Source organism: Roseomonas sp. USHLN139 (assembly GCF_037145735.1).
In the GTDB taxonomy this organism is placed as follows: domain Bacteria; phylum Pseudomonadota; class Alphaproteobacteria; order Acetobacterales; family Acetobacteraceae; genus Pseudoroseomonas.
Genome location: NZ_JBBCWY010000004.1, coordinates 331,782 through 356,968, shown reverse-complemented (window position 1 = coordinate 356,968; position 25,187 = coordinate 331,782). Strand labels below are relative to the sequence as shown.

Below are 25,187 nucleotides of genomic sequence, written 5' to 3'. Positions count from 1 at the left end.
CGGGTCAAAGGGCTGCGCCTGAGCAACGACGCTGCCCGTGCAACGACACACCGTGCAGAAGGTTCCGTCGCAACACGGCGAGCATGGAAGATGCTGCCACCGCGCTCCCTGGCCAGCTGTTCCAGGGCAAGAAAGCGCTGGAACAACCAGGACGGCTCCAAGAAATGCGGCAAAAAATCGGCAGAACAGCCTCACAGAAAATTCGAAAATCCTGACAGACGCGTGTTTTGAATTCGCACGCCTCCGCAAAGAACTTGCCCTGCAGCGGTGCGGACTGGTCCGGGCCGGGCAAGGAGAAGAGGCTGCATGAGCGATCGCGACGGATTGCAGGGAGGGTCGGGGCTGGCGACCGGATCGGACGACCGGGCGATCGCCCAGTTCTCCGGTGAGATCGACGACGCCGCCACCGTGCTGGACAGCATGCTGCACGGCACCGGCGTCGCCAACGGGCTGAGCAACCTGGCCTGGGGCGCGCGGCTGGCCGATATCGCCGACCATGCCTGGCATGGCGAGTTCGACGCGGTGACGGTCGACGGCTTCGGCCTGCTGGGCAGCGCCGGCGGCGCGGCGGTGGGCGGCGCGGCGGGCGGCGCGCTGGGCGGGCTGTTCGGCGGCGGCACCGGGGCGGCGGCCGGCAGCGTGGTGCCGGGCGCCGGCACGGCGGCGGGCGGCCTGGCCGGCGCCGGCACCGGCGTGGTGGTGGGCACCGGCGTCGGCACGGTGCTCGGCGGCTACTGGGGCGGCGAGATCGGCGAGGGCGCCGGCCGCGCCACCGTCGACCTGGCGGGCGATATCTCCGACTATCTCGGCTGGGGCGACGGCTTCTCCGACATCTCCATCGGCAAGGGCGACCGGCTGGACGGCGCCAGCGCCTTCGACAGCCCGGCGCCGAGCGATTTCGATGGCAGCCGCTTCGGCGATAGCTTCGACAACAGCCGGTTCGGCGATTTCGACAGCGGGCGCTTCGGCGGGGCCGAGGCCAGCCTGTCCGGCTTCAGCGACGGGTCCGGCGGTGCTGGCATCGGCGGCAGCCTTTCCGGCGATATCGGCGGTTTCGCCGATCCCGGCTTCAACAGCGGCTACAACGATTACAGCGCCAGCGACAGCAGCTTCGACAGCGGCCGGTTCGGCGGCGGTGATGATGGCGGGCTGGGCGGCGGCTTCACCGACTGGTCGGGCGGTGGCGGCTTCGGCGACAGCGTCTCCGACGTCGGCGGCTTCTCCGACCCGGGCTTCAACAGCGGCTACAACGACTATAGCGCCAGCGACAGCGGCTTCGACAGCGGCCGGTTCGGCGGCGACGATGATGACGGCTATGGCGGCTATGGCGGCGGCTTCAACGACTGGTCGGGCGATGACGGCTATGGCGACAGCGTCTCCGACGATGTCGGCGGCTTCTCCGATCCCGGCTTCAACAGCGGCTACAACGACTATGGCGACGAGAGCGGCGCCAGCCTCTGGTGAGGCCGGCGCCCGGCCGGTCCGGGCCTAGCGCGGCGCGGTCAGGGCCTGCTGCATCCGGTCGAAGGCGGCGGCCACCACCGGCTCGCCCTCCTTCGCCTGCAGCCGGCTGGCCTCGGCGGCCAGGCGCAGCCGTGTCTCGTCGGTGAGGCCGGGGCGCAGCAGCGGCAGGTCGGCCACCACCACATCGGCCAGGCGGCGGCGGCTGCCGGGGCTGAAGCCGGGCTCGTCCAGCATCCGCAGCATGCCCTCGACCACCTGGCCCAGACCGCGCTGCATCCGCCGCATCCCCTCCTGCTGCTGCGGCGTCAGCGGGTCGGGCGGCGGGAAGCGGCCGGCGGCCTGCAGCGCCTGCACCAGGCTGCCCTGGGCGCGGTAGAGGAAGCCGGTGGCCAGCACCAGCTCCGCCTGCAGGCTGCCCTGCATCGCCGCCGGGTCGGGCGCGCGCTGCACCACGGTCAGGTAGCGGCGCACCGCCTGGCTGGCCAGCTCGCTCCAGTGCATCAGATCCTCGGTGCCCCGGCCCCGCTCCGGCCGGCCGGCCAGCAGCGCCTCGCTGTCGAACAGCCGCTCCAGCATCGCCCGGCCGGCAGGGTCGGACAGGCGCGGCAGCTGCTCCAGCGGCGCGCCGGGCGGCGCCGCCTGCTCGAAGTCGCGGAAGGCCGACTGGGCCGCCGCCACCGCCGCCGGCGCGACCTCCGCCCTGACCGGGAGGGGGGCGAGCAGCAGCAGGGCGAGCAGGGCGGGACGCAGCCTCATGCGCGGGATTCCTTCGGCGGGGCGGGAATGCGGGATTCGAGATAGGCCATGAAGCCGGCGCGGTCCGGCAGGGCGGCCAGCAGGCTCTCCGGCAGCCAGAGGGCACTGGCCTGGTCGACCACGATGAACAGCTGGGACGGCGTCGCCACCAGCCGGTTCACCCGGCGCCAGGGCAGCAGCACGCTGCGGCTGGCATTGCGCCAGAGCAGGCCGTGCTCGCCCATGATCAGGGCATGGGCGCCGAGCATCTCGCCGGCCTCGCGGTGCAGCCAGCGCAGCAGCCGCATCTGCTGCCGCAGGCAGAGCAGCACGCCCATCGCCAGCCCCAGCATCCACAGGCCCAGCCCGGCGAAGGCCACCGCCGCGCCGCCCAGCCGCCATTCCTGCCCGGTATCGGCGCGCATCAGCCAGAGCGAGGCCAGCCAGCCCTGCTGCACCGAGAGCCAGCCGATGCCCAGCCCCAGCAGCACGCAGAAGCCGAGCCACAGGATCATCATCACCAGGCGGCGCGGGAAGAAGGGCCGGCGCAGCGGCTGCAGCAGCGCCCGCTGCAGCGCCAGATAGCCGGCGACATCGAGGGCGGGCACCTGCAGTTCATGCTCGATGCGGCCGAGCTCGGCCACAGCGCCCCATGCCGCGGGCCTGCCCGCCGCTGCTGGTTGTTCCGTCAACCGCCGCCCCCTGTCGCCATGCGGGCGGACCCTAGACCTGGGGAAAAGCCGCCTCCAGCCGCCCGGCGATCACAGGCGCTCCAGGACCGGGAGGCTCACGCCCTTCTTTGAGTGCGGCGCGGCGGGCGGGGTTCAGCGCCCCGCCTGGTGGCGCAGATAGGCGACCAGGGCCTCGAGCTCGGCCGGCGGCAGGGCGGCCTCGTCGAAGGCCGGCATCTGCCGGCCGGGCCAGGTGCGGACCGCGGCCGGGTCGCGGATCAGCGCGCGCAGCCCGGCTTCGGTCAGATAGGCCAGGGCCGGCATCGGCGCACCGAGATCGGGGCCCATCTCGCCGGCGCCGGCGCCCTTCATGCGGTGGCAGGTCAGGCACTGGGTGACATAGATTTCGGCGCCGTGGCGCGCCGGGTCGGTGGCGGGCAGGCCGGCCGCCACCGCCAGCTGCGGCCAGCGGCGCAGCGGCGGCTCGACCGCGGTGAGGCGGGCCAGCATGTAGGGCCATTGCTCGGGGCGCACGTCGCCGGCGGCCGGGTTCAGCCAGACCAGGTAGAAGGGGCCGGCGCTGGCCGCCTTGCCGGGCAGCGCCGGCCAGGGCGCGGCCGGATCCTCCACCGCGATCCAGGGCTCGGCGGGGCCGGCGCGCAGCAGGCCGGCCGGCAGCTGCGAGGCGAAGCCGTCCGAGGCCTGCGCCTCCACCGTCTCCACCCCCTCCATCGCGCCGAGCAGGGCGCGCAGCGGCACGGCGCGGTAGCGCCTCGCCGCCTGGTAGGAGACATCGGCCGGGATGGTGATCTGCGCAACATCCGGCCGGGCCAGCAGGCTGGCGGTGTCGAGGCGCTGCTCCTGGCCGGCCAGGCTCAGCACCAGCTCGGCGGCACGGGCCGGCAGGGCGGCGAGCAGGAGGCCGAGCAGCAGCGCGGCGGTACGGGGGGATGGCATGGAACAGGGCCTCGGGCAGGGGCAGCAGGCAGGATTTCTGCCGCGCCCCGGCTTGGCAAGCCCGATTCGCCGTCAGCCGCTGCTGGATTCGCCGCCCGCTTCCCCGCTCGTTTCCCCGCTCGCCCGCAGGCTGCTGCGCGGCACCCCGCGATGGTCGAAATTGGCGTCAGACAGCCAGGCGGCGATGGCGTCGCGGCGGCTCGGCCATTCATCGTCCAGGATGGAGAACCAGGCGGTGTCGCGGCGGCGGCCCTTCACCACCAGGTGCTGGCGGTGCTCGCCCTCGGGGACGAAGCCGAGGCGGTGCGCGGCGCGGCGCGACGGGGCGTTGAGGGCATTGCACTTCCAGACCAGGCGGCGGTAGCCGAGCTCGTCCATGGCGTGGCGCATCAGCAGGAACATCGCCTCGGTCGCGGCGCGGCTGCGCTGCAGGCGCGGCGAGAACCAGATATTGCCCAGCTCGATGGCGGCATTGCCGGGCTGGATCTCCATCAGCGTCAGCCAGCCCAGGGCGCGCCCGGAGAGATGCGGCCGCACCGCCCAGGCGATCGGGTCATGCGTCGTGGCGAAGCCCGCCAGGAAGCGGCGGAAGGTGGCGAAATCGGGGAAGGGCCCGTAGCCCATATAGGCCCAGGAATCGTCGGCGCCCTGGACGGCTTCCCACAGCTCCTCGGCATGGCGCAGGCCGAGCGGCTCCAGCGTCACCGACTGGCCGCGATGCGCGACGCGCGGCGGCAGCGGGCGGGGGGTGGCGTCGACCTCAGGGCCCACCGGCGGGGGTGTCTGGGGTGCGGGGGCGGCAGTGGCGCGGTCGGGGCTTGTCATGATAGGCGAAGGCTGGACCGCAACCCCGCCGCCGCGCAAGCCGTGCCGCCTGCCCCCGCGCATTTGCCCATCGCATTTCCTGCTCCCCCGGCGGGAAGCGCTTGTTCCGCGCAGAGACGAGACGATGTTCCGCCGATGAACGCCACGCCACCCCCCGCCAATGCCGCCTTCTTCACCGAGACGGTGCAGCACGTCCATCACTGGACCGACCGGCTCTTCACCTTCCGCTGCACGCGCGACCCGGCCTTCCGCTTCCAGGCCGGGCAGTTCGCGATGATCGGGCTGATGGTCGACGGCAAGCCCCTGCTGCGCGCCTATTCCATGGCCAGCGCCGCCTATGACGACTTTTTCGAGTTCCTGTCGATCAAGGTGCCGGACGGGCCGCTGACCAGCCGGCTGCAGCACATCCAGCCGGGCGACCAGGTGCTGATCGGCCGCAAGGCGGTGGGGACGCTGGTGCCGGACAGCCTGCTGCCGGGGCGGACGCTGTGGATGCTGGGTACCGGCACCGGCCTCGCCCCCTTCCTGTCGCTGGTCAAGGACCCCGAGGTCTATGACCGCTTCGAGCGCGTCGTGCTGGTGCATGGCGTGCGCGAGGTGAAGGAGCTGGCCTACCAGGATTTCCTGTCGACCGGCATCCACGCGCACGAGCTGCTGGGCGAGCTGGTCCAGGGCAAGCTGATCTACTATCCGACCGTCACGCGGGAGCCGTTCCGCCACCAGGGCCGCGTCACCGACCTGATCCGCACGGGCAGGCTGGAGGCCGATCTCGGCCTGCCGCCGATCGCCACCGAGGATGACCGCGTCATGCTCTGCGGCAGCCCGGAGATGCTGGCCGAGATGAAGACCCTGCTCGAGGAGAAGGGTTTCCGGGAAGGCGCCGGCAACCGCCCCGGCCACTACGTGATCGAGAAGGCCTTCGTCGAGAAGTGAGAAGCATCCCGCGGCCGGTCAGGCCGCGGGAGGGCCCGCCCCGGCGGGGTTGGCCTGGGCGGGACTCGCCCAGGCGCGGACTTCCTGCTGCTGCGCCTCGCTGAGGTCGCGCCGGGGCAGCAGCAGCGGGACGGCCTGCAGCGCCGGGCCGAAGCGCAGGATCATCAGCGTCGGCAGCACCTCCAGCCTGTCCAGCCGGTCGCGGTCGAAGCACCAGCAGAAGCCCTCGCCGCGGCAGGTCAGCCGCCCGGGCGCCAGCTCCACCTCCACCGGACCGAACAGCGGCTGCCGCGCCGGCGTGGCGGCATAGGGCGCCAGCACCCGCCGCATCGCGGCGCGCGACCCGAGCTGCTGGGCCAGCGCGATGGCGGCCGCGACACCCAGGATGCCGCCGGCGACCCAGAGCTCGACAGGCTGCGGCGCCCGCCACAGCGAGGGCCTGTCGCCGAGATGCCGCAGCACCCCGTCGACCACGCGCAGGCTGACCACGGCCAGCGCCGCCAGCCAGGCGCCCTGCAGCAGGGACACCGCCGCCGGCAGCGTGACCGGCAGGCTGCGCGCCGAGTCGAGGGCGATCAGCGCCGCCTGGTCCTCGGCCTTCCAGTCGAGCGACAGCCGGGTCACCAGATCGGCCCCCGGGCATGGCCGGCGACCCAGCCGCGCAGCCGCTCCAGCCCAGCCTCGTCCACGGCCGTGCGCGGCACCACCAGCAGGCAGCCGAAGCCGAAGCGCAGCACCAGCTGGCCGTCGCCCTCGATCAGGCCGCGCAGCAGCGCGGCGTCGTAGCGCAGCACCCGGCCCTCGGACCGCCATTCGACATGCTCCGCGGCGACCCGCAGCCGGGCGGGCGCGTCGGCGGCACCGGCCGGCAGCAGCCGCGCCAGCTGCCGACCGACCAGCCGGCGCACCAGCCAGGGGCGCAGCCGCGCCTCGGCCAGCCAGCCCAGCGCGGCGGCGGCGGCCAGCAGCAGCGCCAGGCCGGCGAAGGTGCCGCCATGCGGATGCGTGCCCTTCCACAGCGGCGTCTCGCCGGCCTGCAGGTGCAGCACCGCGGTCAGCATCACCAGCCCGCCCAGCAGCGCGCCGCCCAGCCCGCTGGCCAGCGCCTCCGTCTGCGCCCGCAGCGACAGGCGATGCCCGGCCAGCTGGTCCGCCCGGGTCACGGCGAAGCCGGTTTCCAGCAGCGGCGGCGGTGGGCCGTCGTCCGGCGGCGGGACCGGGCGCAGGGCGGCGGCCCCGGTGGAAGGGACAGAGCTGCGGCGGGCCTGCGGCGGCTCACCCATGCGGTGATTCCTCGATGTGACGCGCCAGCCATGCGGCGGCGCCGGGCGCGCGGCCAGTCACGAAGCCGCAAGCCGTTTCTCGCGCCGTGCAAGACTTCGTTGCTTCTTCGCTGGCGACTGAAACGAAGCCCCTGGCTAGTCTCTTCCCATCGGCGGGCCAGGATCGGCCTGTCCCGGAAAGGAAGGAATGCCATGCGCAAGATGCTGATGCTGGGAGCCGGAGCGCTGCTGCTGGGCGCCTCGGGCCTGGCCGTGGCCCAGACCGCGACCCCGCCGGCCCCGCCGCCGGGCCAGGCCGCCGCACCGCCGCCCATGGGCGGGCCGGGCGGCCCCGGGGGTCCGGGCGGCCCTGGCGGCCCCGGTGGTCCCGGCCGGCCGCCCGGCCCGCCGCCGCACATGGCCTATGGCGGCCCGATGGGCGGGCCCGGCTTCGGCCACCGTCCGCCGCCGCCGCGCGGCGCCAGCTTCAAGCTGGAGCGCGGCGAGACCAGCATCTCGGTCCGCTGCGCCGAGAACGAGACGATGCAGGCCTGCGTCGCCGCCGCCTCGGCCATGCTGGACAAGATGAACAGCGTCAGCCGCTGACACGCTCTGCCGGGACGGGGCGGCCTCCTCCCCTCCCCCTTGGACCCTCCCCCCCCAAAAAGGGTCCAACGTCCCGTTCCGGCAGCCTTTTCCCGCCGCGTGAGGCGGCGTCCGCGGCGCCCCCATCAAAGTGACGTCACCGCTCGCCGATCGTTCCGCCCCTGGCTTGATGCCGGTCAAGGCGGCAGGCAGCCTGATCCACCACCCTGCACCGCAGGCCGGGACCGGCTGCCGGCGGCAGAAGACGCGGGTGGCCTTCCCGGGATGCAGACCGTGAAGGACCGCGCATGTCGACCGCCGCCCCCAGCCCCACCCGACAGCCAGGGGTGAATCCCCTGGCGGTGCCCGACAGCACCTCGCCGCCGATCGCCTCCGGGCCGGAGCCCGGCTCCAACCGCAAGCTGGGCTTCCTGCTGCTGGCGATCGGCCTCTACCTCGCGGTGCTGCTGCTGCCGACACCGGGCGGCCTCTCGGCCTCGGGCCAGGTGGCCCTCGCCTTGCTGGCGCTGGTGATCACGCTCTGGATCAGCGAATGCGTCTCGCCGGCGACCTCGGCCGTCATCCTGACCGGCGCCGCCGTGGTCGGGCTGATGGGCAAGCCGCTGACGGCGGGTGCGAAGCCGATGTCGTCCGCCGATGCGCTGACCGTCATGCTGGGCGGCTTCTCCTCCACCGCCGTGCTGCTGGTCGCCGCCGCCCTGTTCCTGGCGGTGGCCCTGAAGCACACCGGCCTCGACAAGCGCGTCGCCCTGCTGGTGATGAGCCGCGTCGGCATCTCGCCCGCCCGGCTGACCGTCGGCGCGATGATCGTGGGCTTCGTGCTCGCGCTGTTCATCCCCTCGGCCACCGCCCGCGTCGGCGCGGTGATCCCGATCATGGTGGGCATCACCGCCGCCCTCGGCCTGCCGGTGGCCAGCTCGCTGGGCGCGACGCTGATGATCGTCACCGCCCAGGCCTGCTCGATCTTCAACATCGCGGTGAAGACCGGCGCGGCGCAGAACCTGATCAGCCTGAACTTCATGCAGGGCGCCTATGGCCACAGCGTGACCTGGGGCGGCTGGTTCGTCACCGCCCTGCCCTTCACCATCGGCATGAGCCTGGTGCTGTTCCTGGTCTCGCTCTGGCTGCTGCGCCCCGAGGTGCCGAAGGCCGAGGAAGCCGCCCCCCGCCTGAAGGCGCAGCTCGACGCGCTGGGCCCGGTGACGGCGCCGGAGAAGCGGCTGATCGCGGTCGCCGTGCTGCTGCTGCTGCTCTGGTCGACCGAGGGCATGCTGCACCCGCTGGACACCACCACCACCACCCAGCTCGGCATCGCCCTGCTGCTGATGCCGCGGATCGGCGTGATGCACTGGGCGCAGGCGGAGAAGCTGGTGCCCTGGGGCACCGTGGTGCTGTTCGCCGCCTCGATCTCGCTGGGCACGCTGCTGTCGCGCACCGGGGCGGCCGGCTGGCTGGCGCAGGTGACGCTGGGCCAGCTCGGCCTCGAATCCCTGCCCGTCGTCGCCGTCATCGGCGCCCTGGCGCTGTTCAGCATCATCCTGCATCTGGGCTTCGCCTCGGCGACGGGCCTGGCCAGCACGCTGATCCCGATCGTCATCGCCTTCAGCCAGACCTTGCCGGTCGCCAAGGACACCGCCTTCGGCATCGTGCTGATCCAGAGCTTCGTCGTCTCCTTCGGCTTCATCCTGCCGACCAACGCGCCGCAGAACATGCTGTGCTACGGCACCGGCGCCTTCGCCATGACCCAGTTCGCCAAGGTCGGCCTGATCGTCACCATCGCCGGCTTCGCCCTGATCCTGCTGCTCTCGGCCACCATCTGGCCGATGATGGGAGTTCTGTGATGGCCGCCCATATCGGCATCATCGGCGCCGGCCAGGTCGGCGCCGCGGCCGCCTATCTCCTCTCGGCCACGCCCGGCATCGGCGACATCGTCCTGGTCGACCTGGACGAGGCCCGCGCCGCCGGCGAGGCCGCCGATATCGGCCATGCCGCCGCCTTCGGCAGCGCGGCGCGCGTCCAGCACGGCAGCTACGAGGATCTCGCCGGCGCCCAGGTGGTGGTGATCACCGCCGGCGCCAGCCTGAAGCCCGGCCAGACCCGGCTGGAGCTGCTCGGCCAGAACATCCGCATCGTCGGCCACATCATCGAGGCGGTGCTGAAGGTCGCCCCCGACACCATCCTGCTCTTCGCGACCAACCCGGTGGACGTGATGCCGGCGATCGCGGTCCGCCATTTCGGCATGGAACCCGGCCGCGCCATCGGCACCGGCTGCGCCCTGGATTCGATCCGCTTCCGCGACCGCCTGGCCCGCCACCTGGAGGTGGCGCCAAGCTCCGTGCATGCCTCGGTGCTCGGCGAGCATGGCGATTCGGAAGTGCTGCACTGGTCCAGCGCGCAGATCGGCGGCGTGCCGATCGTCGACTTCGCGCGGCAGATCGGCCGGCCGATCGACGCCGCCCTGCGCGCCCGGATCGCCGAGGACGTCCGCACCGCCGCCTACCGCATCAAGGAAGGCAAGGGCGTGTCGAATTTCGGCATCGGCGGCTGCATCGCCCGCCTGGTCCGCGCCCTGGCCCTGGCGGAGAACTCGGTGTTCAGCGTCTCGACCTATCTGCCGGAGCTGCTGGGGGTGACCGAGACCTGCATCTCCCTGCCGCATGTGCTGGGGCGCAGCGGCGCGTCCCGTCCCCTGTTGCCGCCGTTGGACAACGTGGAAACCGAAGCCCTGAAGAACAGTGCAGAAGTTTTGGCGGGGACGATCAAGGCAGGAATGAAGGCGCTTCAGCAGTAAGACAGAAATAGGCCAGGGGAATGAATTCCCCTTTTTCTGTCGGACTGCCGTGTCCACGTGGAGACGGGACGTGAAACGGCCAGTCAGCGGCGCGACCTGTGAGGGTGCGCCGATCACATGACAATACGTCCCGCCGCGATGCCCTGGTGTGGGTGCCGGTCAGGCGCTGGCCGTTCAACAGCCGACAGAACAGAAAAAAGAAGAGGGTCTGGGAGAATTCATTCTCCCAGCCTTCCCCTGTCTTCTCTTCACCCCGCGAAAGCCGGGAAGGACGACGGCGACAGCGTCTCGATATCGCGCCCGGCCCAGTCGCGTTCCTTCATCCCCGCCCACATGGCTTCGGCGCCCTTCTGGACTTCGCGGCCCAGCTCGACCGGGTCGTAGCCGGGGACGACGCCGTTTTCCATCACCGTGCGGCCGTCGATGATCGAGGTCTGCAGGTCCTCGGCGGTCGCCGAGAAGACCAGGTTGCGGATCGGGTCGCGCAGCGGGGTCATGAACATGCTCTCGCCCTGCCAGATCAGCAGGTCGGCCTTGGCGCCCTTGGCGACGCGGCCGATATCCTCGCGGCCCAGCGCCTTGGCGCCGTTCAGGGTGGCGGCGTTGAACACGTCGGCGGCGGTCGCCACCTGGGTGCGGCGGTCGACGATCTTCGAGCAGACCGAGGTCCAGCGCATCGCCTCGATCATGCTCTGCGGGCAGGTGTCGGTGGCGATGGTCATGTTGACGCCACGCGCCTGGTAGCGGGCGAAGCTCTCCATGGCGATGCCGCGGCGGGCGAAGACCCAGACCGCATGGGCGACGTTGGCGCCGCTATCGGCCAGGATGCCGATGTCGTCGGCCTGGTAGTTGGCCCACGAGCTTTCGCCCGGGATGATGCAGTGGCCGAGGATGCAGCGTTCCGACAGGAAGCCGATCTTCTGCAGCCATTCGATCGGCGTGCAGCCGTTGCGGCAGGTCATCTCGTGGAATTCCGGCACCGACTGCGACACGTGCAGCGCCAGCGGCAGCTTCATGTCGCGCGCCGCGTCGGCCGAGCGCTTCAGCAGCGCCTCCGAGCAGGTGTCGACCTGCATCGGCGTCAGGAAGCCCTTGATGCGGCCATTGGCGCGGCCTTCCACCTTCTCGACGAAGGCCACCGCGTCGTTGAAGCCGGCCAGCCCGTCATCCGGCAGCCACTCGTATTCCACGGTGCGGCCATTGGCGGTCAGCCAGCGGCCGGAGCGGTAGCCCTGGCCGATATAGGCGCGCAGCCCCACGCGCTCGGCATGCTCGGCGACCACGTCGCCATGCCAGCCGATCTCCATGATGGTGGTGGTGCCGGTGCGCAGCAGCTCCGGCATGGAATAGGCGATGCAGGCGCGGCGCGCCGCCTCGGTGATGGCGCCGTCGCGGGCGGTCAGGAACTCGAACAGGCCGGAGAGGTAGAACTGCCGCGGCCCGCGATCCTCGACGAAGCTCTTGTCGAGCGGGCTTTCCGACAGATGCGCATGGGTGTTGATGAAGCCCGGGGTGACCAGCTTGCCGGTGGCGTCGATGGTGTGGTCGACCTCGCCCTCGAAGTCGCGGCCGACATGCAGGATGGTGTCGCCCTCATAGACCACCACGCCGTCCTTCAGGTGGCGGTGCCCGCCATCCTGGTAGGCGATGATATGCGAGGCGCGGATCAGGGTGCGGGCCACGGGCTTCTCCTGGCGGGACGGAAGCGGCGAGCGTCACAAAGCCCCATGGCCCGGTCAACCCGACCGCCGGCGGGACGGCGGATTGTCCAGCGCGATCCACGGCTTGGCCGGGCCCGCGTCGAGGCCGGCCGCGTCGCGCGGTATCGATCTGCACCCAGAAGGAGGCGCGGAAGACCGGCCGGCCGGCGTCCTAGCCGCCCGGCGCCCGCGCCGTCTCGGCCGGCCCGGCCAGCGAGGGCACCGGCTCCACCGGCCGCCCCAGCCAGGCCGCGCCTACCCGGTCGGCGCCGGACGGCAGCGGCGACCGCGTCGACGCCATCCATGAAAGAATATCGTCGGCCACCTGGTCGCGGATGCTGTCGCGCAGCAGCAGGTGCAGCCCTTCCGGATAGCGCGCCAGCCGGGTGTCGGGCCGCATCTGCGCCAGCTGCCCCTGGGTCACCGAGGGCGGCACCACGCGGTCCTTCGCCCCCTGCAGCACCAGGGTCGGCACGCCGCAGCAGCCGGGCAGCGCCAGGCTGGCCCGGTCCATCAGATCGAGCAGGCCCCAGGCGGCGTCGATCCGGGTGTCCTTGATGGTCAGCGGGTCGCGGCCGAAGCGGCGCAGCGCCTCCATGTTGTCGCTGGCGACGATGTCGCCGGCGCCGGGCGGGAAGGCCAAGGCCGGCAGGGTATGCGCCAGCAGCCAGAAGGCGCCGACGGCGACCGGCCCGATCTCGGCGCGCGACCAGAAGGCGGGGGCCATCAGCAGCATGCCGTCGATCGGCAGCGGCTGGGCGGTGGCCGCCAGCACGGCGACCGAGGCGCCCATGCTCTCGCCGATCAGGAACAGCGGCGTCTCCGGATGGCGGGCGCGCAGCAGGCGGAGCGCGGTCGCCGCATCGGCCGCCATGCTCTCCGCCCCGGCCCAGAGCGTCCGCCCGGGCGAGGCGCCGAAGCCGCGCTGGTCATAGGCGTAGGTCAGCACCCCCGCCTCGGCCAGCCGGCCGAAGCCGTCCTGCAGGAAATTGCCGGAATGGTCGTTGAAGCCGTGCAGCGCCAGCAGCACCGCCCGCACCGGCACGCCCGGCGGCGGGTCGCGCCGGCGCAGCTTCAGCGCCGCGCCGTCGGGCGCCAGGATCGCCTCGTCCTGCAGCAGCGGCGTGTTGACCGCGGGCCCGGCCGGCTCGACCCGGGGGGCGCAGGCGGCCGCGCCCAGCAGCAGGGCGCCAAGCAGGGGGGCCGCGACGGCCCGGCAGGTGCGGTGCAGCATCCTCGATGCCTTAGCCCTGCGGCGGGCCGCGCCGCAATGGCTCGCTGCAAGATCGCAACAAGCGCCAAGCCCGTGCTTGCCGCCGGCTGGCCGGTCCAGCCTGCCGGGCTGGTCAAGAATGGTGTCAACCCTGGCGGCCGGGCGGCGCTGCCCTTATGGTCCGGGGCCTTGTTGGCCAGATAGCGGGACCTGCCCCCGATGCGCGACGCGAACCTCACCGGCTACACCCCGAAAGCCACGCCCGGCGTGACGCCGGAGGACATCACCCAAGTCACCAGCCGGGTGGTCGCCTGCGATGGCGGCGGCGGCGCGCTGGGCCATCCCAGCGTCTCGCTGCGCATCGAGGACAAGCAGGTCACCTGCCCCTACTGCTCGCGCACCTTCGTCCTGCAGGACGGTGCCGGTGGCGACGAGCATCACTGAGGTCCCGGCCGCCGCCGACCTGCTGGACGGCGCGGCGCCGAACGCCGCCGCCGGCCGCGGCGCCACGGCCGAGACGCAGCCGCACCTGATCCTGATCGACGGGTCCGGCTACATCTTCCGCGCCTTCCACGCCCTGCCGCCGATGACCCGGCCGGACGGCGTGCCGGTCAACGCGGTCTTCGGCTTCTCCAACATGCTGGGCCAGTTCCTGACCAAGCATGTCGGCAGCCATATCGCGGTGGTCTTCGACACCTCGCGCGCCACCTTCCGCAGCGAGTTCTACCCGCTCTACAAGGCGCACCGCCCCGAGCCGCCGCCCGAGCTGGTGCCGCAATTCGCGCTGATCCGCGAGGCCACCGCCGCCTTCGGCGTCGCCGGCGTCGAGCTCGACCGCTTCGAGGCGGACGACCTGATCGCGGCCTACGCCAAGGGCTTCGTCGAGACCGGCGGCCAGGTCACCATCGTCTCCTCCGACAAGGACCTGATGCAGCTGGTGCGGCCGGGCGTGCAGCTGCTCGACCCGATCAAGCAGAAGCCGATCCGCGAGCCCGAGGTGCTGGAGAAGTTCGGCGTCACCCCGGACAAGGTGGTCGACGTCCAGGCGCTGGCCGGCGACAGCACCGACAACGTGCCCGGCGTCCCCGGCATCGGCGTCAAGACCGCCGCCCAGCTGATCCTGGAATATGGCGACCTCGAGGGCCTGCTGGCCGCCGCCGACAGGATCAAGCAGCCGAAGCGGCGCGAGGCGCTGCTGGCCCATGCCGAGCAGGCCCGCATCAGCCGCCGCCTGGTGCAGCTGGACGAGAACTGCCCGCTGCCGCTGCCGATCGACGCGCTGCTGGCCCGCGCGCCGGAGCCGACGCGGCTGTCCGGCTTCCTGCGCGAGCAGGGCTTCCGCTCGATGCTGCACCGCATGGGCCTCGACGGCGACACCGCGCCCGAATCGGCGCCCGTCAGCCGGCCGCGCCAGGCATTCCAGCTGCCCGGCCTGGCGGCCCCCGCCGAGGCCGCCGCTTCCGATGCCGCCCCCTCCGGCGATGCACTGCCTTTCGGCCCCTACGAGACCATCGCCGATCCGGCGCTGCTGGCCGGCTGGGTCGCCGAGGCGCGCCAGGGCGGCCTGCTCGCCATCGACACCGAGACCGACAGCCTGGACGCGCTGAACGCCAATCTGGTCGGCATCTCGCTGGCGGTCGCGCCGGGCCGCGCCTGCTACATCCCGCTGCGCCACGGCCCGCCGCCGGGCACCGGCGACATGCTGCAGGAGGCGCCCGTGGCGCCGGTGCAGATGACCCAGGACGCCGCCATCGAGGCGCTGCGCCCGCTGCTGGCCGATCCGTCGGTCCTCAAGATCCTGCACAACGCCAAATACGACCTCGAGGTGCTGGGCCGCCCCGAGCATGGCGCCCTGGAGGTCACTCCCGTCGACGACACCATGCTGATCTCCTACAGCATGGATGCCGGCCGCCATGGCCATGGCATGGACGAGCTGTCGCTGCGCCATCTCGGCCACCGCCCGATCGCCTATGACGAGGTCACCGGCACCGGCCGCGCCCGCATCCCCTTCACCCAGGTGGCGCTGGACAAGGCGACCGCCTATGCCGCCGAGGATGCCGACGTCACCCTGCGGCTGTGGCAGGCGCTGCGTCCCCGCCTGCTGCCGCAGAAGTCGCTGGCCCTCTACGAGCAGGTCGAGCGCCGCATGGTCGCCGTGCTGCGCGAGATGGAGCTGGCCGGCATCAAGGTCGACGGCGCCGAGCTGGCCCGCATCGGCGAGGATTTCTCCCAGCGCATGACGGTGCTGGAAAAGGAAATCCATGAGCTCGCCGGCAAGCCGTTTAACGTGGGTTCCCCCAAGCAATTGGGCGAGATCCTGTTCGACGAACAAAAACTGCCCGGCGGCAAGCGCGGCAAGGCCGGCGCCTGGGGTACGGATGCCGCCGTGCTGGAGGACCTGGCCGCCCGCGGCCACGAGCTGCCGCGCCGCGTGCTGCACTGGCGCCAGCTGGCCAAGCTGAAATCGACCTATGTGGAAGGCCTCGCCGCGCAGATCGACCCGCGCGACCGCCGCGTCCATACCGATTTCTCGATGGCCATCACCTCGACCGGCCGCCTGTCGTCCACCGAGCCGAACCTGCAGAACATCCCGATCCGCTCGGAGGAAGGGGTGCGCATCCGCCGCGCCTTCGTCGCCGAGCCGGGCCATGTGCTGCTGGCCGCCGACTATTCGCAGATCGAGCTGCGCCTGCTGGCCCATCTGGCCGACGTGCCCTCGCTGCGCGACGCCTTCGCCAAGGGCGAGGACATCCACAGCCGCACGGCCGCCGACATCTTCGGCCTGGCGCCGGACAAGGTGGACAAGGAAGCCCGCCGCCGCGCCAAGACCATCAATTTCGGCATCATCTACGGCATGTCGGCCTTCGGCCTGGCCGCCCGCCTGGGCATCTCGCCGGGCGAGGCGCGCGGCATCATCGACGCCTATTTCTCCCAGTATCCCGGCATCCTGGAGGAGATGGAGCGGCTGAAATCCGAGGCGCGCGAGACCGGCTACGTCACCACGCCCTTCGGCCGCCGCCTGTGGATCGACGGCATCCAGGCCAAGGAACAGGCCCGCCGCGGCAATGCCGAGCGCGCCGCCATCAACGCCCCCTTCCAGGGCGGGGCGGCCGAGATCATCAAGCGGGCCATGGTGCGCATGCCGGCGGCGCTGCAGGAGGCGAAGCTCTCGGCCCGCATGCTGCTGCAGGTGCATGACGAACTGCTCTTCGAGGTGCCGCAGGGCGAGGTCACCGCCACGGCCGAATGCGTCCGCCAGGTGATGGAAGGCGTCGCCGAACTGCGGGTGCCGTTGAAGGCGGAGATCGGGTTCGGGGCCAATTGGGCGGAGGCCCACTGAAGAAGAAAGTCTGGGGGCGCTGCCCCCAGGCCCCCGCCGGGGGGACAGTGTCCCCCCGGACCCCGCCATTCCGTCAGCCGCGCTTGACGAAACCCCGGTCGGTCAACTGCAGGGCCTTCAGGTCGATGTTCATCTCGGTGCGGAAGCGCTGCACCGCGGCCTCGCCCAGCTGGCGCTTCAGCGCCGCATTGTTCTGCTGTCCGGCCATCATCCAGGCACTGCCCTGCAGGAACTGGTTGTAGATGAACATCTCGGCCATCTCCTGCCGCTGCGCATCATCCATCTTGCCGAAGGCCTCGTTGCGCGCCAGCAGCGGCGCCACCTGCGCCCGCACCCCCATCACCTGCGCCGGCGTGGTCTCCTCCACCCCATGCGCCATCTGCCAGTTCTGCACCCAGTAGGCGGTCAGCGCATCGACCACGTCGCCGGGCTTCAGCCCGTCCGCCGCCATCTGCTGCGCCCACAGCGCCAGCACGTCCTGCTGCTCCATCACCTGGCGCATCTGCCCGGCCGTCTCGGCGCCCGAGCGCTGCTGCACCCAGCCCAGGAACTGCTCGCGCACCCGCCGCGTCACCTCGGGCGAGGCCTGGTAGGTGGTGACCATCCCGGCCCCCGGCGGCGTCGCCTGGCCCGGGGACCCACCCCCCTGCGGCCCCAGCGGCAGGCCGAACATCCCGCCCCCCAAGGGAGGCGCCGGGGAAGGCGCCGGGGATGGCGCGGGGGCTGCCTGAGGCACGGGGGCGGGCGCCGGCGTCGGGGCCGCGCCCTGGCCGCCGGTGGCCCGCTCGAACAGGTCACGCTGCACCTGGATCTGCAGCACATGATGGCCGGGCAGCACCTGCGGGCCGGTGTGCATCTGGGCACGGGCGGCGGGCGCGGCGAAGCCGGCCGCCAGCAGGGACAGGAGGAGGAGACGCATGCGGCGGGTTTCCTGGCAGCTGTGACGGGCCCGGATCATGCCGCCGCCCGTGGCGGAAACGAGGCCCCGGCCGACACCTTCCCGTGACGCCGCCGACACGTTTGCGCCAGTGACGCTGCGGCCCGGCCTTGCACCCCTGGGCAGGCCGGGCCACGGGACCAGCCGGCGCCCGGAAGCCGTTCTGCGCGACTGCTTGTTGACACTCATTCTCATTCGCGTCACACCCCCGCCATGCAGCGTCGTTGCCTCCTCCAAGCCCACGGCGCGCTGCTGGCCCTGCTCTGCGCCCCGGCGCCCCCCGCCGCCGCGCAGAGCGCCGCCGGAACCCCCCCTCCCGCTGCCTGGCCGCGCCAGGTGGTCGATGCCGCCGGGCGGAGCGTCACCCTCCCCCGCCCGCCGCGCCGCATCCTGCTGGGCAGCGGCTTCAACCTGGTGCCGCTCTCGCTGCTGCATCCCGACCCGGCCAGCCTGATGGTCGCCTGGGCCAGCGACCTGAAGCGGCTCAACCGGCCGATGGCCGAGGCCTTCGAGCGCCGCTTCCCCGCGCTGGTCGCCCTGCCGCTGATCGGCGACAATGGCGGCGCCGGCCTGTCGCTGGAGCATGTCCTCTCGGCCGAGCCCGACCTCGTGCTGCTGACCGGCTGGCACCACGCGACCGAGACCGGCCGGCTGGCGATCCGGCGCCTGGCCGAGGCCGGCGTGCCGGTGCTGGTGCTGGATTTCAGCGACGACCCGCTGGTGAAGACGCCGCGCAGCATGCGCGCCCTCGGCCAGGCGATCGGCCGCGAGGCAGAGGCCGAGGCTTTTTCGACCTTCTACGAGCAGCGGGTCGCCGCCATCCGGGCGAAGGTGGCCGCAACGCCGGAGCCCCGCCCCCGCGTCATCCTGCAGGCCTTCGGCGGCAGCAGCGACTGCTGCTGGGTCTGGAACAATGGCGGGCTGGGCGGCCTGCTGGGCGCGCTCGGCGTCCGCAACCTCGGCGCCGAGCTGCTGCCCGCCACCGGCATGGGCGGCACCCTCTACCTGGAGAGCCTGCTGGCGGCGGATCCGGAGGTCTATGTCACCACCGGCCTGCCGCGCCGCGAATTCAGCCTCGGCCCCGGCGTGCCGCGCGCGCAGTCCCGCGCCTCGCTGGCCCGGGTGGTGCAGCAGGCCGGCCTGTCCAGCCTGGCGGCCGCCCGGCAGGGCCGGGTGCACGGTCTGTGGAACCATTTCAACGCCGTGCCCCTCAACCTGCTGGCCTTCGAGGCGCTGGCCCGCTGGTGCCGCCCCGACCTCTTCCCGGCGCTCGACCCGGCGGCGACGCTGGCGGAGATCAACCGCCGATTTGCCGCCATGCCCTTCGAGGGCAGCTTCTGGGTCAGCCTGGATCCGGCGCAGCCCTGAGCGCCGCGCGACCGTTCCGCCCCCGTTGAGGACCAGCCCTGCGCCGCCTCCGGTTGAGCCGGGCGCCGCTTGGGTCTATCTGCCGCCCGACCAGACTGCAGGAAGGTTCGACCGCCATGGCCGACATCGTGACCATCCGCCGCGCCCTGATTTCGGTGCATGACAAGACCGGGCTGCTGGACTTCGCCCGCTTCCTCGCCGGCAAGGGGGTCGAGATCCTCTCCACCGGCGGCACCGCGCGCCTGCTGCGCGACAATGGCGTGGCCGTGGTCGATGTCTCCGACCACACCGGCTTCCCGGAAATCCTCGATGGCCGGGTGAAGACCCTGGTGCCGCAGATCCATGGCGGGCTGCTCGGCCGCCGCGCCGACGAGAAGCACGTCGCCCAGATGGCCGAGCACAAGATCGCGCCGATCGACCTGCTGGTCTCCAACCTCTACCCCTTCGAGGCGACCGTCGCGAAGGGCGCCTCCTATGAGGAGACGGTGGAGGAGATCGACATCGGCGGCCCCGCCCTGACCCGCGCCGCCGCCAAGAACCACGAGGACGTCGCGGTGGTGACCGCGCCGGAGCAGATGGCCGAGCTGCAGGCCGAGATCGAGGCCCAGGGCGGCACGACGCTGGCCACCCGCAAGCGCCTGGCCGCCGCCGCCTTCGCCCGCACCGCCGCCTATGACACCGCCATCTCGACCTGGTTCGCGCAGAAGCTGGAGCAGGACTTCCCGCCCCGCTTGGCCGCCGCCGGCGTGCTGCGCCAGACGCTGCGCTACGGCGAGAACCCGCACCAGCAGGCCGCCTTCTACACCGATGGCTCCAACCGCCCGGGCATCGCGACGGCGACCCAGGTGCAGGGCAAGGAGCTGTCCTTCAACAACCTGAACGACACCGACGCCGCCTTCGAATGCGTCGCCGAGTTCGACAAGCCGGCCATCGTCATCGTCAAGCACGCCAATCCCTGCGGCGTGTCGGAAGGCGCCTCGCTGGCCCAGGCCTGGGACCTGGCGCTGCGCTGCGACCCGGTCTCGGCCTTCGGCGGCATCATCGCCGCCAACCGCGTGCTGGACGCCGCCGCCGCCGAGAAGATTTCCGCCATCTTCACGGAAGTGGTCGTGGCGCCGGATGCCGACGACGCCGCCAAGGCGATCTTCGCCCGCAAGAAGAACCTGCGGCTGCTGCTGACCGGCGGGCTGCCCGACCCGGCCTCGCCCGGCCGCGTCATCCGCTCGGTCTCCGGCGGCTTCCTGGCGCAGTCGCGCGATGCCGGCCGCGTCACCGCCGAGAGCCTGAAGGTGGTGACCAAGCGGGCGCCGACCGAGCAGGAGATGGCCGACCTGATCTTCGCCTTCCGCGTCGCCAAGCACGTCAAGTCGAACGCCATCGTCTATGCCAAGGGCGGCTCCACCGTCGGCGTCGGCGCCGGCCAGATGAGCCGGGTCGATTCGGCCCGCATCGCCGCCTGGAAGTCGGCCGAGGCCGCCAAGGCCGCCGGCCTCGAAGCCCCGCTGGCGCATGGCTCGGTGGTCGCCTCCGACGCCTTCTTCCCGTTTGCCGACGGGCTGCAGGCCGCCGCCGCGGCGGGGGCCACCGCCGTCATCCAGCCGGGCGGCTCGATGCGCGACAATGAGGTCATCGCGGCGGCCGACGAGGCCGGGCTGGCGATGGTCTTCACCGGCATGCGGCATTTCCGGCACTGACCCCGGCCGGATGACCAGCTGGAGCGGATGGCCGGCGGAAGGACGCAGGCCATCCGCTCCAGCACTTTGTTGGATCGTGCGATCCAGGCTTTTCGGTGATTCCACCTCGAGCCATCGCGCTCTAACCAGGAGGCCGGGGGCGCGATCCCCCGGCCTTCCGCCGTTCCGGAGACCGCCCGCATGAGCCAGCCCTTCCTCTATCTCCTCAGCATGATCGCCGGCTCGGTGATCGGCGCCCTGCTGGCGGGGCTGGGCGGCGCCGCCTTCGTCCTGCTGCTGGGCGATTGCGGCAGCCAGCCCTGCGCCAGCGTCGCCGGGCTGACCGCCATGGCGCTGGTGCCGCCGGGCGCGCTGGCCGGCGCGCTGGCCGGCGCCTTCCTGCGCTGGCGGCGGGGTCAGCGCGGCAGGGCGCGCCAGTAGAAGACGGTCGCATCGGCCGGGCCCTCGCTGGCCAGGGCATAGCCGGGGATGCTGCCGGCCTCGGTCCAGCCCAGGCTGCGATAGAGCGGCTCGCCGGCATCGCCGGCGCGGGTGTCCAGCACCAGCAGGTGGCGGCCCTCTTCCCGCGCCACCTCGTCCAGGGCTGCCAGGATCCGGCGGGCGATGCCCTGGCGGCGGGCGGCGGGATGCACCATCAGCTTGGCGACCTCCGCCCGGTGCCGGCCATTCGGCAGCCCGGCCAGGGCCAGCGAGCCCGTGCCGAGGATCTGCCCGCCGCTCTGCGCCAGCAGCACCCGGCGGGAGCCGTCGCGCAGCGCCCCCTCCAGCCCGCGCCACCAGCCTTCTGCCTCGCCCGGCGCCATGGGATGCAGGAAGCCGATGCTGGCACCGGCGGCGACGCAGGCCTCCAGCAGCGCGGCCAGCTGCGGCAGGGCGGCGTCCAGCCCCTCGGCGGTCAGTTCCTCGATGATCATGGCAGGGCGCCTCTCAGGGCTGGATGATGGCGATGACGTAGCGGGCCGCCACGCCCTCTGGGGGGCCGCCCTTTGGGGGGCAGTGGAAGCGGGAGGCGCCGTGCAGCCGGTAGCGCAGGCAGTCGCCGGCGCTCAGGCGGTGCGTCACGCCCTCGACGGTGAGCTCCAGGATGCCGTCCAGCATCCAGAGGTGATGCTCCAGACCCGGCAGCGGCGCGGCGGCATAGGCGATGCTGGCGCCCGGCGGCAGGCTGCCCTCCAGCATCTCGCCGCGCAGCCCCGGGCCGGGGGGCGAAACGATGCGGCGGCGGAAGCCGGTCTCCGGATCGGTCCAGACCGGCTGCGCGGCGGCGGCGAGGAATTCGGCGGCCGGCGCCTCGACCTCGCTGATCAGCCGCGACAGGGTGCGGCCATGGACGCTGCAGAGCCGGCCCAGCATGGCGGCGGTCGGGCTCGCCTCGCCGCGCTCCAGGCGGGAGAGGGTGGCGCGGCTGATGCCGCTGCGCTCGGCCAGCGCTTCCAGCGACAGGCCCTGCTCGGCGCGCAGCTGCGCCAGCCGGGCGGCGATGCGGGCTTCAAGGGCCTCGGGGGCCGATTCTTCTCTCATGAGAGATTTTTTCTCACATCGGAGAGAAACCCGTCAAGCGGGGTCGGGCCGCTTGCGCTAGGATGCCCCGCGACGCGGAGTCCCGACTGAATGCCCGACTGGCTGCTGCCCGTTTCCCTGCTCGCCGTGCTGATCACCCTGGCGATCCTCTTCTTCACGCTGCTGCGGCGCCCCTCGGCGCCGCCCCCGGCGGCGGATGGCTTCATGATGCTGGCGAGCAAGCTGGAGATGCTGGCCGGCACGCAGGAGCGGCTGGCGGAGATGACCACCGCCCGGCTGGCGCAGCAGGACCGGCTGCTGGGCGACCGGCTGGCCGAAACCTCCCGCCGGCTGGATCTGGCGCTGGCGGCGCAGAACGAGAAGCTGGCGACCCGGCTGGCCGAGCAGAGCCGCCAGGCGCAGGAGACCGCCGGGCAGATCCATGAGCGGCTGGCGGTGATCGACGCGGCGCGCGCCAACATGGAGGCGCTGGGCAGCCAGGTGACCAGCCTGGCCGGCATCCTCGGCAACAAGCAGCAGCGCGGCGCCTTCGGCGAGATGCAGCTGCGCCAGCTGATCGAGGACCGGCTGCCGCCGGACGGCTTCTCCTGGCAGCACACGCTGTCGAACGGCATGCGCTGCGACTGCCTGATCCGCCTGCCCTATCCGCCCGGGCCGGTGGTGGTGGACAGCAAGTTCCCGCTGGAGGCCTGGCAGGCGCTGCGCGATGCGGCGGACGTGCCGAGCCGCACGGTGGCCGCCCGCCAGTTCACCGCCGACATGCGCCGGCACATCGACGACATCGCGAGGAAGTACCTGATCCCCGGTGAGACCGCGGATGGCGCCGTGCTCTTCGTCCCCTCGGAGGCGATCTTCGCCGAGCTGCACACCGGCTTCGCCGCGGTGGTGGACGAGGCGCAGCGGCGGCGGGTCTATATCGTCTCGCCGACCACCTTGTGGGCGATGCTCTCGGCGATGCGGGCGCTGATGCAGGACCTGCGGATGCGGGCCCAGGCCGGCCGGATGCAGGAGGAGGTCGGCAAGCTGGTCGCCGATGTCGGCCGGCTGACCGAGCGGGTGACCCGGCTGAAGGGCCATTTCGCCCAGGCGCAGGACGACATCCGCCAGATCGACATCAGCACCGAGAAGATCTTCCGCACCGGTGCCCGCATCGAGCAGGTCGAGCTGGATGACGAGGCCGGCGATGTTCCGAAATTGCCCAGTTAGCGCCAGCCTTCTTATGGAATAGAAAAAAGATGGGGGTCTGGGGGAATTCCTTCCCCCAGCCTTTCTTTTGTTTGGGGTCCCCTGAATGAGCTGGCTTCAGTTGCAGAGCGGCTTCGGCCTGCTGGGTCTGGCCCTGATCGCCTGGGTGGCGGGTGGCTGTCGCCGCCCGATCCCCTGGCGAATGGTGATCGCCGGCCTGCTACTGCAGGTGGCCCTCGGCGCCGCGCTCCTGCACATCCCCCCGCTGCGCGCGGCCTTCGCCTGGCTGGGCGACGCCGTCGGCGCGCTGAGCCTGGCCACCCAGGCCGGCACCTCGCTGGTCTTCGGCTATCTCGGCGGCGCCCCCCTGCCCTTCACGGAGCTCCGCCCCGGCGCCAGCTTCGTGCTGTTCTTCCAGGGCCTGCCGCTGGTGCTGGTGGTGGGCGCGCTCTCGGCCGTGCTCTACCACTGGCGCATCCTGCCGCTGGTGGTGCGCGGCCTGTCCCGCCTGCTGCGCGGCGCCTTCGGCCTGTCCGGCGCCTGCGGCTTCTCGGTCGCCGCCAATGTCTTCGTCGGCATGGTCGAGGCGCCGCTGCTGATCCGCGCCTGGCTGGCCCGCCTCAGCCTCTCCGAGCTGTTCATCGTCATGACCGCGGGGCTGGCCACCATCGCCGGCAACATGATGGTGGTCTATGCCAGCATCCTGGCGCCGGTGGTGCCGGATGTCGCCGGCCAGCTGCTGGTGGCCAGCCTAGTCAGCGCCCCCGCCTCGGTGCTGGTCGGCGCGCTGATGCGCCCGCCGCAGCCCGGCGCCGCCCCGGCGGTGCTGGTGGCCGAGGACGCGCTGGCGCCGCGCCTCTACGACAGCACCCTGGAGGCGGTGGTGCGCGGCACCGCGGACGGGCTGCAGCTGCTGCTGGGCGTCATGGCCAGCCTGATCGTCTTCGTGGCCCTGGTCGCCCTGGCGAACATGGTGCTGGAGCCGCTGACCGGCTGGACGCTGCAGGGGCTGGCGGGGATGGTGTTCCGCCCGGTCGCCTGGCTGATGGGGGTGCCGGACGAGCATATCCCGGCGGTCGGCGCCTCGCTCGGCATCAAGACCGTGCTGAACGAGTTCATCGCCTATCTGGAGCTGGCCAGCTCCGGCGGGCTGGGGCTGGACGCGCGCAGCCGGCTGATCCTGACCTATGCGCTCTGCGGCTTCAGCAATTTCGGCTCGGTCGGGATCATGCTGGCCGGGATGACGGGGATGTGCCCGGAGCGGCGGGCGGATATCGTGCGGCTCGGGATGCCGGCGCTGCTGGCCGCCAATATCGCCTGCTGCATGACGGGGGCGGTGGTCGGGCTGCTGACGGCACCGCAGTAAGACGCAGTAAGAGAAAAATCCGGGGGGATAGTATCCCCCCGGACCCCGCCTTCAGTTGGCGCCTTGGGGACCCAGGCGGGACTCGAAGCCGACGGCATGGCGGCGGCGGCGCTCGGAGAGGATCGAGACCACCGCCAGGGCGCCAATCATGCCCACATGCTCGGTCGCGGTGTGGAAGGCGATGATCGCCCGCTCCCCCTCCAGCGCCCAGAAATGGTGCACCAGCGGGATGGTCAGCGCGGTGAAGACGGCCAGCGCACCGGCGCCCAGCCAGGTCCAGCGGTTCAGGATCACCAGCGCCGAGCCGCCCAGCTGCGTCAGGATCACCGCCAGATTGAACAGCACCGGCGGGTTGAAGCCGAAATGCGCCATCTCGGCGACACCACCCTGGAAGTCGATCAGCTTCGACAGGCCGCTGCCCCAGAAGGGAAAGGTCAGCAGCACCCGCGCCAGGAACTCCACCGCCGGCTGCGCCAGCAGGCCCTCGATCGACCGCACCATCGCCTTCAACCCCGATTCGTTGCGATGGCGCATCCCTAGCCCTATCCGGGCAAAAAGAAATGCGCTCCCGCCAGGGGCGGAAGCGCGTTCACGCAATCTTGAGTGATCGGGTCGGCCC

At 72.1% G+C, this 25,187-nt stretch carries 24 protein-coding genes; 12 read left to right on the top strand and 12 right to left on the bottom strand.

Annotated features, from left to right (window positions below; all coding sequences use genetic code 11):
* Positions 1–306: 306 nt before the first annotated feature.
* On the top strand, positions 307–1,464 hold the full coding sequence (locus WFI16_RS14460) for a hypothetical protein (RefSeq protein ID WP_419898512.1): 1,158 nt from the start codon (positions 307–309) through the stop codon (positions 1,462–1,464).
* Positions 1,465–1,488: 24 nt separating this feature from the next.
* Here WFI16_RS14460 and WFI16_RS14455 read toward each other — a convergent pair whose 3' ends face one another.
* The 4 genes from WFI16_RS14455 to WFI16_RS14440 form a co-directional block, all read right to left on the bottom strand.
* On the bottom strand, positions 1,489–2,220 hold the full coding sequence (locus WFI16_RS14455; protein WP_419898511.1) for a hypothetical protein: 732 nt from the start codon (positions 2,218–2,220) through the stop codon (positions 1,489–1,491).
* Positions 2,217–2,843, bottom strand: a complete 627-nt coding sequence (locus WFI16_RS14450) for a hypothetical protein (protein ID WP_419898510.1) — start codon at positions 2,841–2,843, stop codon at positions 2,217–2,219. Before WFI16_RS14450 ends, WFI16_RS14455 begins: the two co-directional genes overlap by 4 nt.
* Before the next feature lie 180 nt (positions 2,844–3,023).
* Complete coding sequence (locus WFI16_RS14445; RefSeq protein WP_419898509.1) at positions 3,024–3,827, bottom strand: cytochrome c; 804 nt, start codon at positions 3,825–3,827, stop codon at positions 3,024–3,026.
* Positions 3,828–3,899: 72 nt separating this feature from the next.
* Complete coding sequence (locus tag WFI16_RS14440; protein WP_419898508.1) at positions 3,900–4,598, bottom strand: GNAT family N-acetyltransferase; 699 nt, start codon at positions 4,596–4,598, stop codon at positions 3,900–3,902.
* A gap of 189 nt (positions 4,599–4,787) precedes the next feature.
* On the opposite strand from WFI16_RS14440, the gene WFI16_RS14435 reads away from it, so the two are divergent.
* Complete coding sequence (locus tag WFI16_RS14435) at positions 4,788–5,585, top strand: ferredoxin--NADP reductase (protein ID WP_419898507.1); 798 nt, start codon at positions 4,788–4,790, stop codon at positions 5,583–5,585.
* An 18-nt stretch (positions 5,586–5,603) separates the two neighbouring features.
* Here WFI16_RS14435 and WFI16_RS14430 read toward each other — a convergent pair whose 3' ends face one another.
* Together WFI16_RS14430 and WFI16_RS14425 are read right to left on the bottom strand one after the other, a co-directional pair.
* Positions 5,604–6,209: a hypothetical protein gene (locus WFI16_RS14430; RefSeq protein WP_419898506.1), complete on the bottom strand. Its 606-nt coding sequence runs from the start codon at positions 6,207–6,209 to the stop codon at positions 5,604–5,606.
* On the bottom strand, positions 6,206–6,868 hold the full coding sequence (locus WFI16_RS14425) for a hypothetical protein (RefSeq protein WP_419898505.1): 663 nt from the start codon (positions 6,866–6,868) through the stop codon (positions 6,206–6,208). The genes WFI16_RS14430 and WFI16_RS14425 overlap by 4 nt, the downstream gene beginning before the upstream one ends.
* 192 nt (positions 6,869–7,060) lie before the next feature.
* On the opposite strand from WFI16_RS14425, the gene WFI16_RS14420 reads away from it, so the two are divergent.
* The 3 genes from WFI16_RS14420 (at position 7,061) to WFI16_RS14410 (ending at position 10,244) form a co-directional block, all read left to right on the top strand.
* On the top strand, positions 7,061–7,453 hold the full coding sequence (locus WFI16_RS14420) for a hypothetical protein (RefSeq protein ID WP_419898504.1): 393 nt from the start codon (positions 7,061–7,063) through the stop codon (positions 7,451–7,453).
* A gap of 287 nt (positions 7,454–7,740) precedes the next feature.
* The gene (locus tag WFI16_RS14415) at positions 7,741–9,294 is read left to right on the top strand and encodes a DASS family sodium-coupled anion symporter (protein ID WP_419898503.1); all 1,554 of its coding nucleotides are present in this window, start codon (positions 7,741–7,743) and stop codon (positions 9,292–9,294) included.
* A complete protein-coding gene (locus tag WFI16_RS14410; RefSeq protein ID WP_419898502.1) occupies positions 9,294–10,244 on the top strand; it encodes a lactate/malate family dehydrogenase in 951 nt (316 codons plus the stop codon). Before WFI16_RS14415 ends, WFI16_RS14410 begins: the two co-directional genes overlap by 1 nt.
* Before the next feature lie 248 nt (positions 10,245–10,492).
* On the opposite strand, the gene WFI16_RS14405 is transcribed toward WFI16_RS14410, so the two are convergent.
* The gene (locus WFI16_RS14405) at positions 10,493–11,926 is read right to left on the bottom strand and encodes a chlorohydrolase family protein (protein WP_419898501.1); all 1,434 of its coding nucleotides are present in this window, start codon (positions 11,924–11,926) and stop codon (positions 10,493–10,495) included.
* Positions 11,927–12,116: 190 nt separating this feature from the next.
* Entirely contained in the window at positions 12,117–13,178 is a 1,062-nt protein-coding gene (locus tag WFI16_RS14400) for an alpha/beta hydrolase (RefSeq protein WP_419898500.1), read from the bottom strand.
* 198 nt (positions 13,179–13,376) lie between these two features.
* On the opposite strand from WFI16_RS14400, the gene WFI16_RS14395 reads away from it, so the two are divergent.
* The gene (locus tag WFI16_RS14395) at positions 13,377–13,601 is read left to right on the top strand and encodes a zinc-finger domain-containing protein (protein ID WP_419898499.1); all 225 of its coding nucleotides are present in this window, start codon (positions 13,377–13,379) and stop codon (positions 13,599–13,601) included.
* 22 nt (positions 13,602–13,623) lie between these two features.
* Positions 13,624–16,497 (top strand): DNA polymerase I, encoded by a 2,874-nt coding sequence (gene polA, locus WFI16_RS14390; RefSeq protein ID WP_419898611.1) that lies wholly within the window; start codon positions 13,624–13,626, stop codon positions 16,495–16,497.
* A 73-nt stretch (positions 16,498–16,570) separates the two neighbouring features.
* Here polA and WFI16_RS14385 read toward each other — a convergent pair whose 3' ends face one another.
* Entirely contained in the window at positions 16,571–17,416 is an 846-nt protein-coding gene (locus WFI16_RS14385; RefSeq protein WP_419898498.1) for a DUF6683 family protein, read from the bottom strand.
* 231 nt (positions 17,417–17,647) lie between these two features.
* Between WFI16_RS14385 and WFI16_RS14380 the strand changes: the two genes are divergently transcribed.
* The 3 genes from WFI16_RS14380 (at position 17,648) to WFI16_RS14370 (ending at position 20,916) form a co-directional block, all read left to right on the top strand.
* Positions 17,648–18,802, top strand: a complete 1,155-nt coding sequence (locus tag WFI16_RS14380) for an ABC transporter substrate-binding protein (RefSeq protein ID WP_419898497.1) — start codon at positions 17,648–17,650, stop codon at positions 18,800–18,802.
* Positions 18,803–18,918: 116 nt separating this feature from the next.
* Positions 18,919–20,496, top strand: coding sequence for a bifunctional phosphoribosylaminoimidazolecarboxamide formyltransferase/IMP cyclohydrolase (gene purH / locus WFI16_RS14375; protein WP_419898496.1), 1,578 nt, complete (start codon positions 18,919–18,921; stop codon positions 20,494–20,496).
* Positions 20,497–20,676: 180 nt separating this feature from the next.
* A complete protein-coding gene (locus tag WFI16_RS14370) occupies positions 20,677–20,916 on the top strand; it encodes a hypothetical protein (protein WP_419898495.1) in 240 nt (79 codons plus the stop codon).
* Here the strand turns inward: WFI16_RS14370 and WFI16_RS14365 are convergent.
* Positions 20,892–21,410 (bottom strand): GNAT family N-acetyltransferase, encoded by a 519-nt coding sequence (locus tag WFI16_RS14365; RefSeq protein ID WP_419898494.1) that lies wholly within the window; start codon positions 21,408–21,410, stop codon positions 20,892–20,894. The genes WFI16_RS14370 and WFI16_RS14365 overlap by 25 nt on opposite strands.
* Positions 21,411–21,423: 13 nt before the next feature.
* Positions 21,424–22,017: a helix-turn-helix domain-containing protein gene (locus WFI16_RS14360; protein ID WP_419898493.1), complete on the bottom strand. Its 594-nt coding sequence runs from the start codon at positions 22,015–22,017 to the stop codon at positions 21,424–21,426.
* A 90-nt stretch (positions 22,018–22,107) separates the two neighbouring features.
* Between WFI16_RS14360 and WFI16_RS14355 the strand changes: the two genes are divergently transcribed.
* Both WFI16_RS14355 and WFI16_RS14350 read left to right on the top strand, forming a co-directional pair.
* The gene (locus WFI16_RS14355; protein WP_419898492.1) at positions 22,108–23,223 is read left to right on the top strand and encodes a DNA recombination protein RmuC; all 1,116 of its coding nucleotides are present in this window, start codon (positions 22,108–22,110) and stop codon (positions 23,221–23,223) included.
* A gap of 85 nt (positions 23,224–23,308) precedes the next feature.
* Positions 23,309–24,568 carry a NupC/NupG family nucleoside CNT transporter gene (locus WFI16_RS14350; RefSeq protein WP_419898491.1) on the top strand — a complete coding sequence of 420 codons (1,260 nt, stop codon included), beginning with the start codon at positions 23,309–23,311 and terminating at the stop codon, positions 24,566–24,568.
* 51 nt (positions 24,569–24,619) lie between these two features.
* On the opposite strand, the gene WFI16_RS14345 is transcribed toward WFI16_RS14350, so the two are convergent.
* Positions 24,620–25,102: a DoxX family protein gene (locus tag WFI16_RS14345; RefSeq protein ID WP_419898490.1), complete on the bottom strand. Its 483-nt coding sequence runs from the start codon at positions 25,100–25,102 to the stop codon at positions 24,620–24,622.
* Positions 25,103–25,187 lie beyond the last annotated feature (85 nt).

What these genes read in the sequence shown, in the direction of transcription:
- WFI16_RS14395 (WP_419898499.1), top strand. Translation starts at nt 13,377, where the DNA reads ATGCGCGACGCGAACCTCACCGGCTACACCCCGAAAGCCACGCCCGGC.
- WFI16_RS14455 (WP_419898511.1), bottom strand. Translation starts at nt 2,220, where the DNA reads ATGAGGCTGCGTCCCGCCCTGCTCGCCCTGCTGCTGCTCGCCCCCCTC.
- WFI16_RS14355 (WP_419898492.1), top strand. Translation starts at nt 22,108, where the DNA reads ATGCCCGACTGGCTGCTGCCCGTTTCCCTGCTCGCCGTGCTGATCACC.
- WFI16_RS14410 (WP_419898502.1), top strand. Translation starts at nt 9,294, where the DNA reads ATGGCCGCCCATATCGGCATCATCGGCGCCGGCCAGGTCGGCGCCGCG.
- WFI16_RS14460 (WP_419898512.1), top strand. Translation starts at nt 307, where the DNA reads ATGAGCGATCGCGACGGATTGCAGGGAGGGTCGGGGCTGGCGACCGGA.
- WFI16_RS14350 (WP_419898491.1), top strand. Translation starts at nt 23,309, where the DNA reads ATGAGCTGGCTTCAGTTGCAGAGCGGCTTCGGCCTGCTGGGTCTGGCC.
- WFI16_RS14380 (WP_419898497.1), top strand. Translation starts at nt 17,648, where the DNA reads ATGCAGCGTCGTTGCCTCCTCCAAGCCCACGGCGCGCTGCTGGCCCTG.
- WFI16_RS14415 (WP_419898503.1), top strand. Translation starts at nt 7,741, where the DNA reads ATGTCGACCGCCGCCCCCAGCCCCACCCGACAGCCAGGGGTGAATCCC.
- WFI16_RS14365 (WP_419898494.1), bottom strand. Translation starts at nt 21,410, where the DNA reads ATGATCATCGAGGAACTGACCGCCGAGGGGCTGGACGCCGCCCTGCCG.
- WFI16_RS14400 (WP_419898500.1), bottom strand. Translation starts at nt 13,178, where the DNA reads ATGCTGCACCGCACCTGCCGGGCCGTCGCGGCCCCCCTGCTTGGCGCC.
- WFI16_RS14445 (WP_419898509.1), bottom strand. Translation starts at nt 3,827, where the DNA reads ATGCCATCCCCCCGTACCGCCGCGCTGCTGCTCGGCCTCCTGCTCGCC.
- WFI16_RS14435 (WP_419898507.1), top strand. Translation starts at nt 4,788, where the DNA reads ATGAACGCCACGCCACCCCCCGCCAATGCCGCCTTCTTCACCGAGACG.
- WFI16_RS14360 (WP_419898493.1), bottom strand. Translation starts at nt 22,017, where the DNA reads ATGAGAGAAGAATCGGCCCCCGAGGCCCTTGAAGCCCGCATCGCCGCC.
- purH (WP_419898496.1), top strand. Translation starts at nt 18,919, where the DNA reads ATGGCCGACATCGTGACCATCCGCCGCGCCCTGATTTCGGTGCATGAC.
- WFI16_RS14385 (WP_419898498.1), bottom strand. Translation starts at nt 17,416, where the DNA reads ATGCGTCTCCTCCTCCTGTCCCTGCTGGCGGCCGGCTTCGCCGCGCCC.
- WFI16_RS14370 (WP_419898495.1), top strand. Translation starts at nt 20,677, where the DNA reads ATGAGCCAGCCCTTCCTCTATCTCCTCAGCATGATCGCCGGCTCGGTG.
- WFI16_RS14425 (WP_419898505.1), bottom strand. Translation starts at nt 6,868, where the DNA reads ATGGGTGAGCCGCCGCAGGCCCGCCGCAGCTCTGTCCCTTCCACCGGG.
- WFI16_RS14420 (WP_419898504.1), top strand. Translation starts at nt 7,061, where the DNA reads ATGCGCAAGATGCTGATGCTGGGAGCCGGAGCGCTGCTGCTGGGCGCC.
- WFI16_RS14345 (WP_419898490.1), bottom strand. Translation starts at nt 25,102, where the DNA reads ATGCGCCATCGCAACGAATCGGGGTTGAAGGCGATGGTGCGGTCGATC.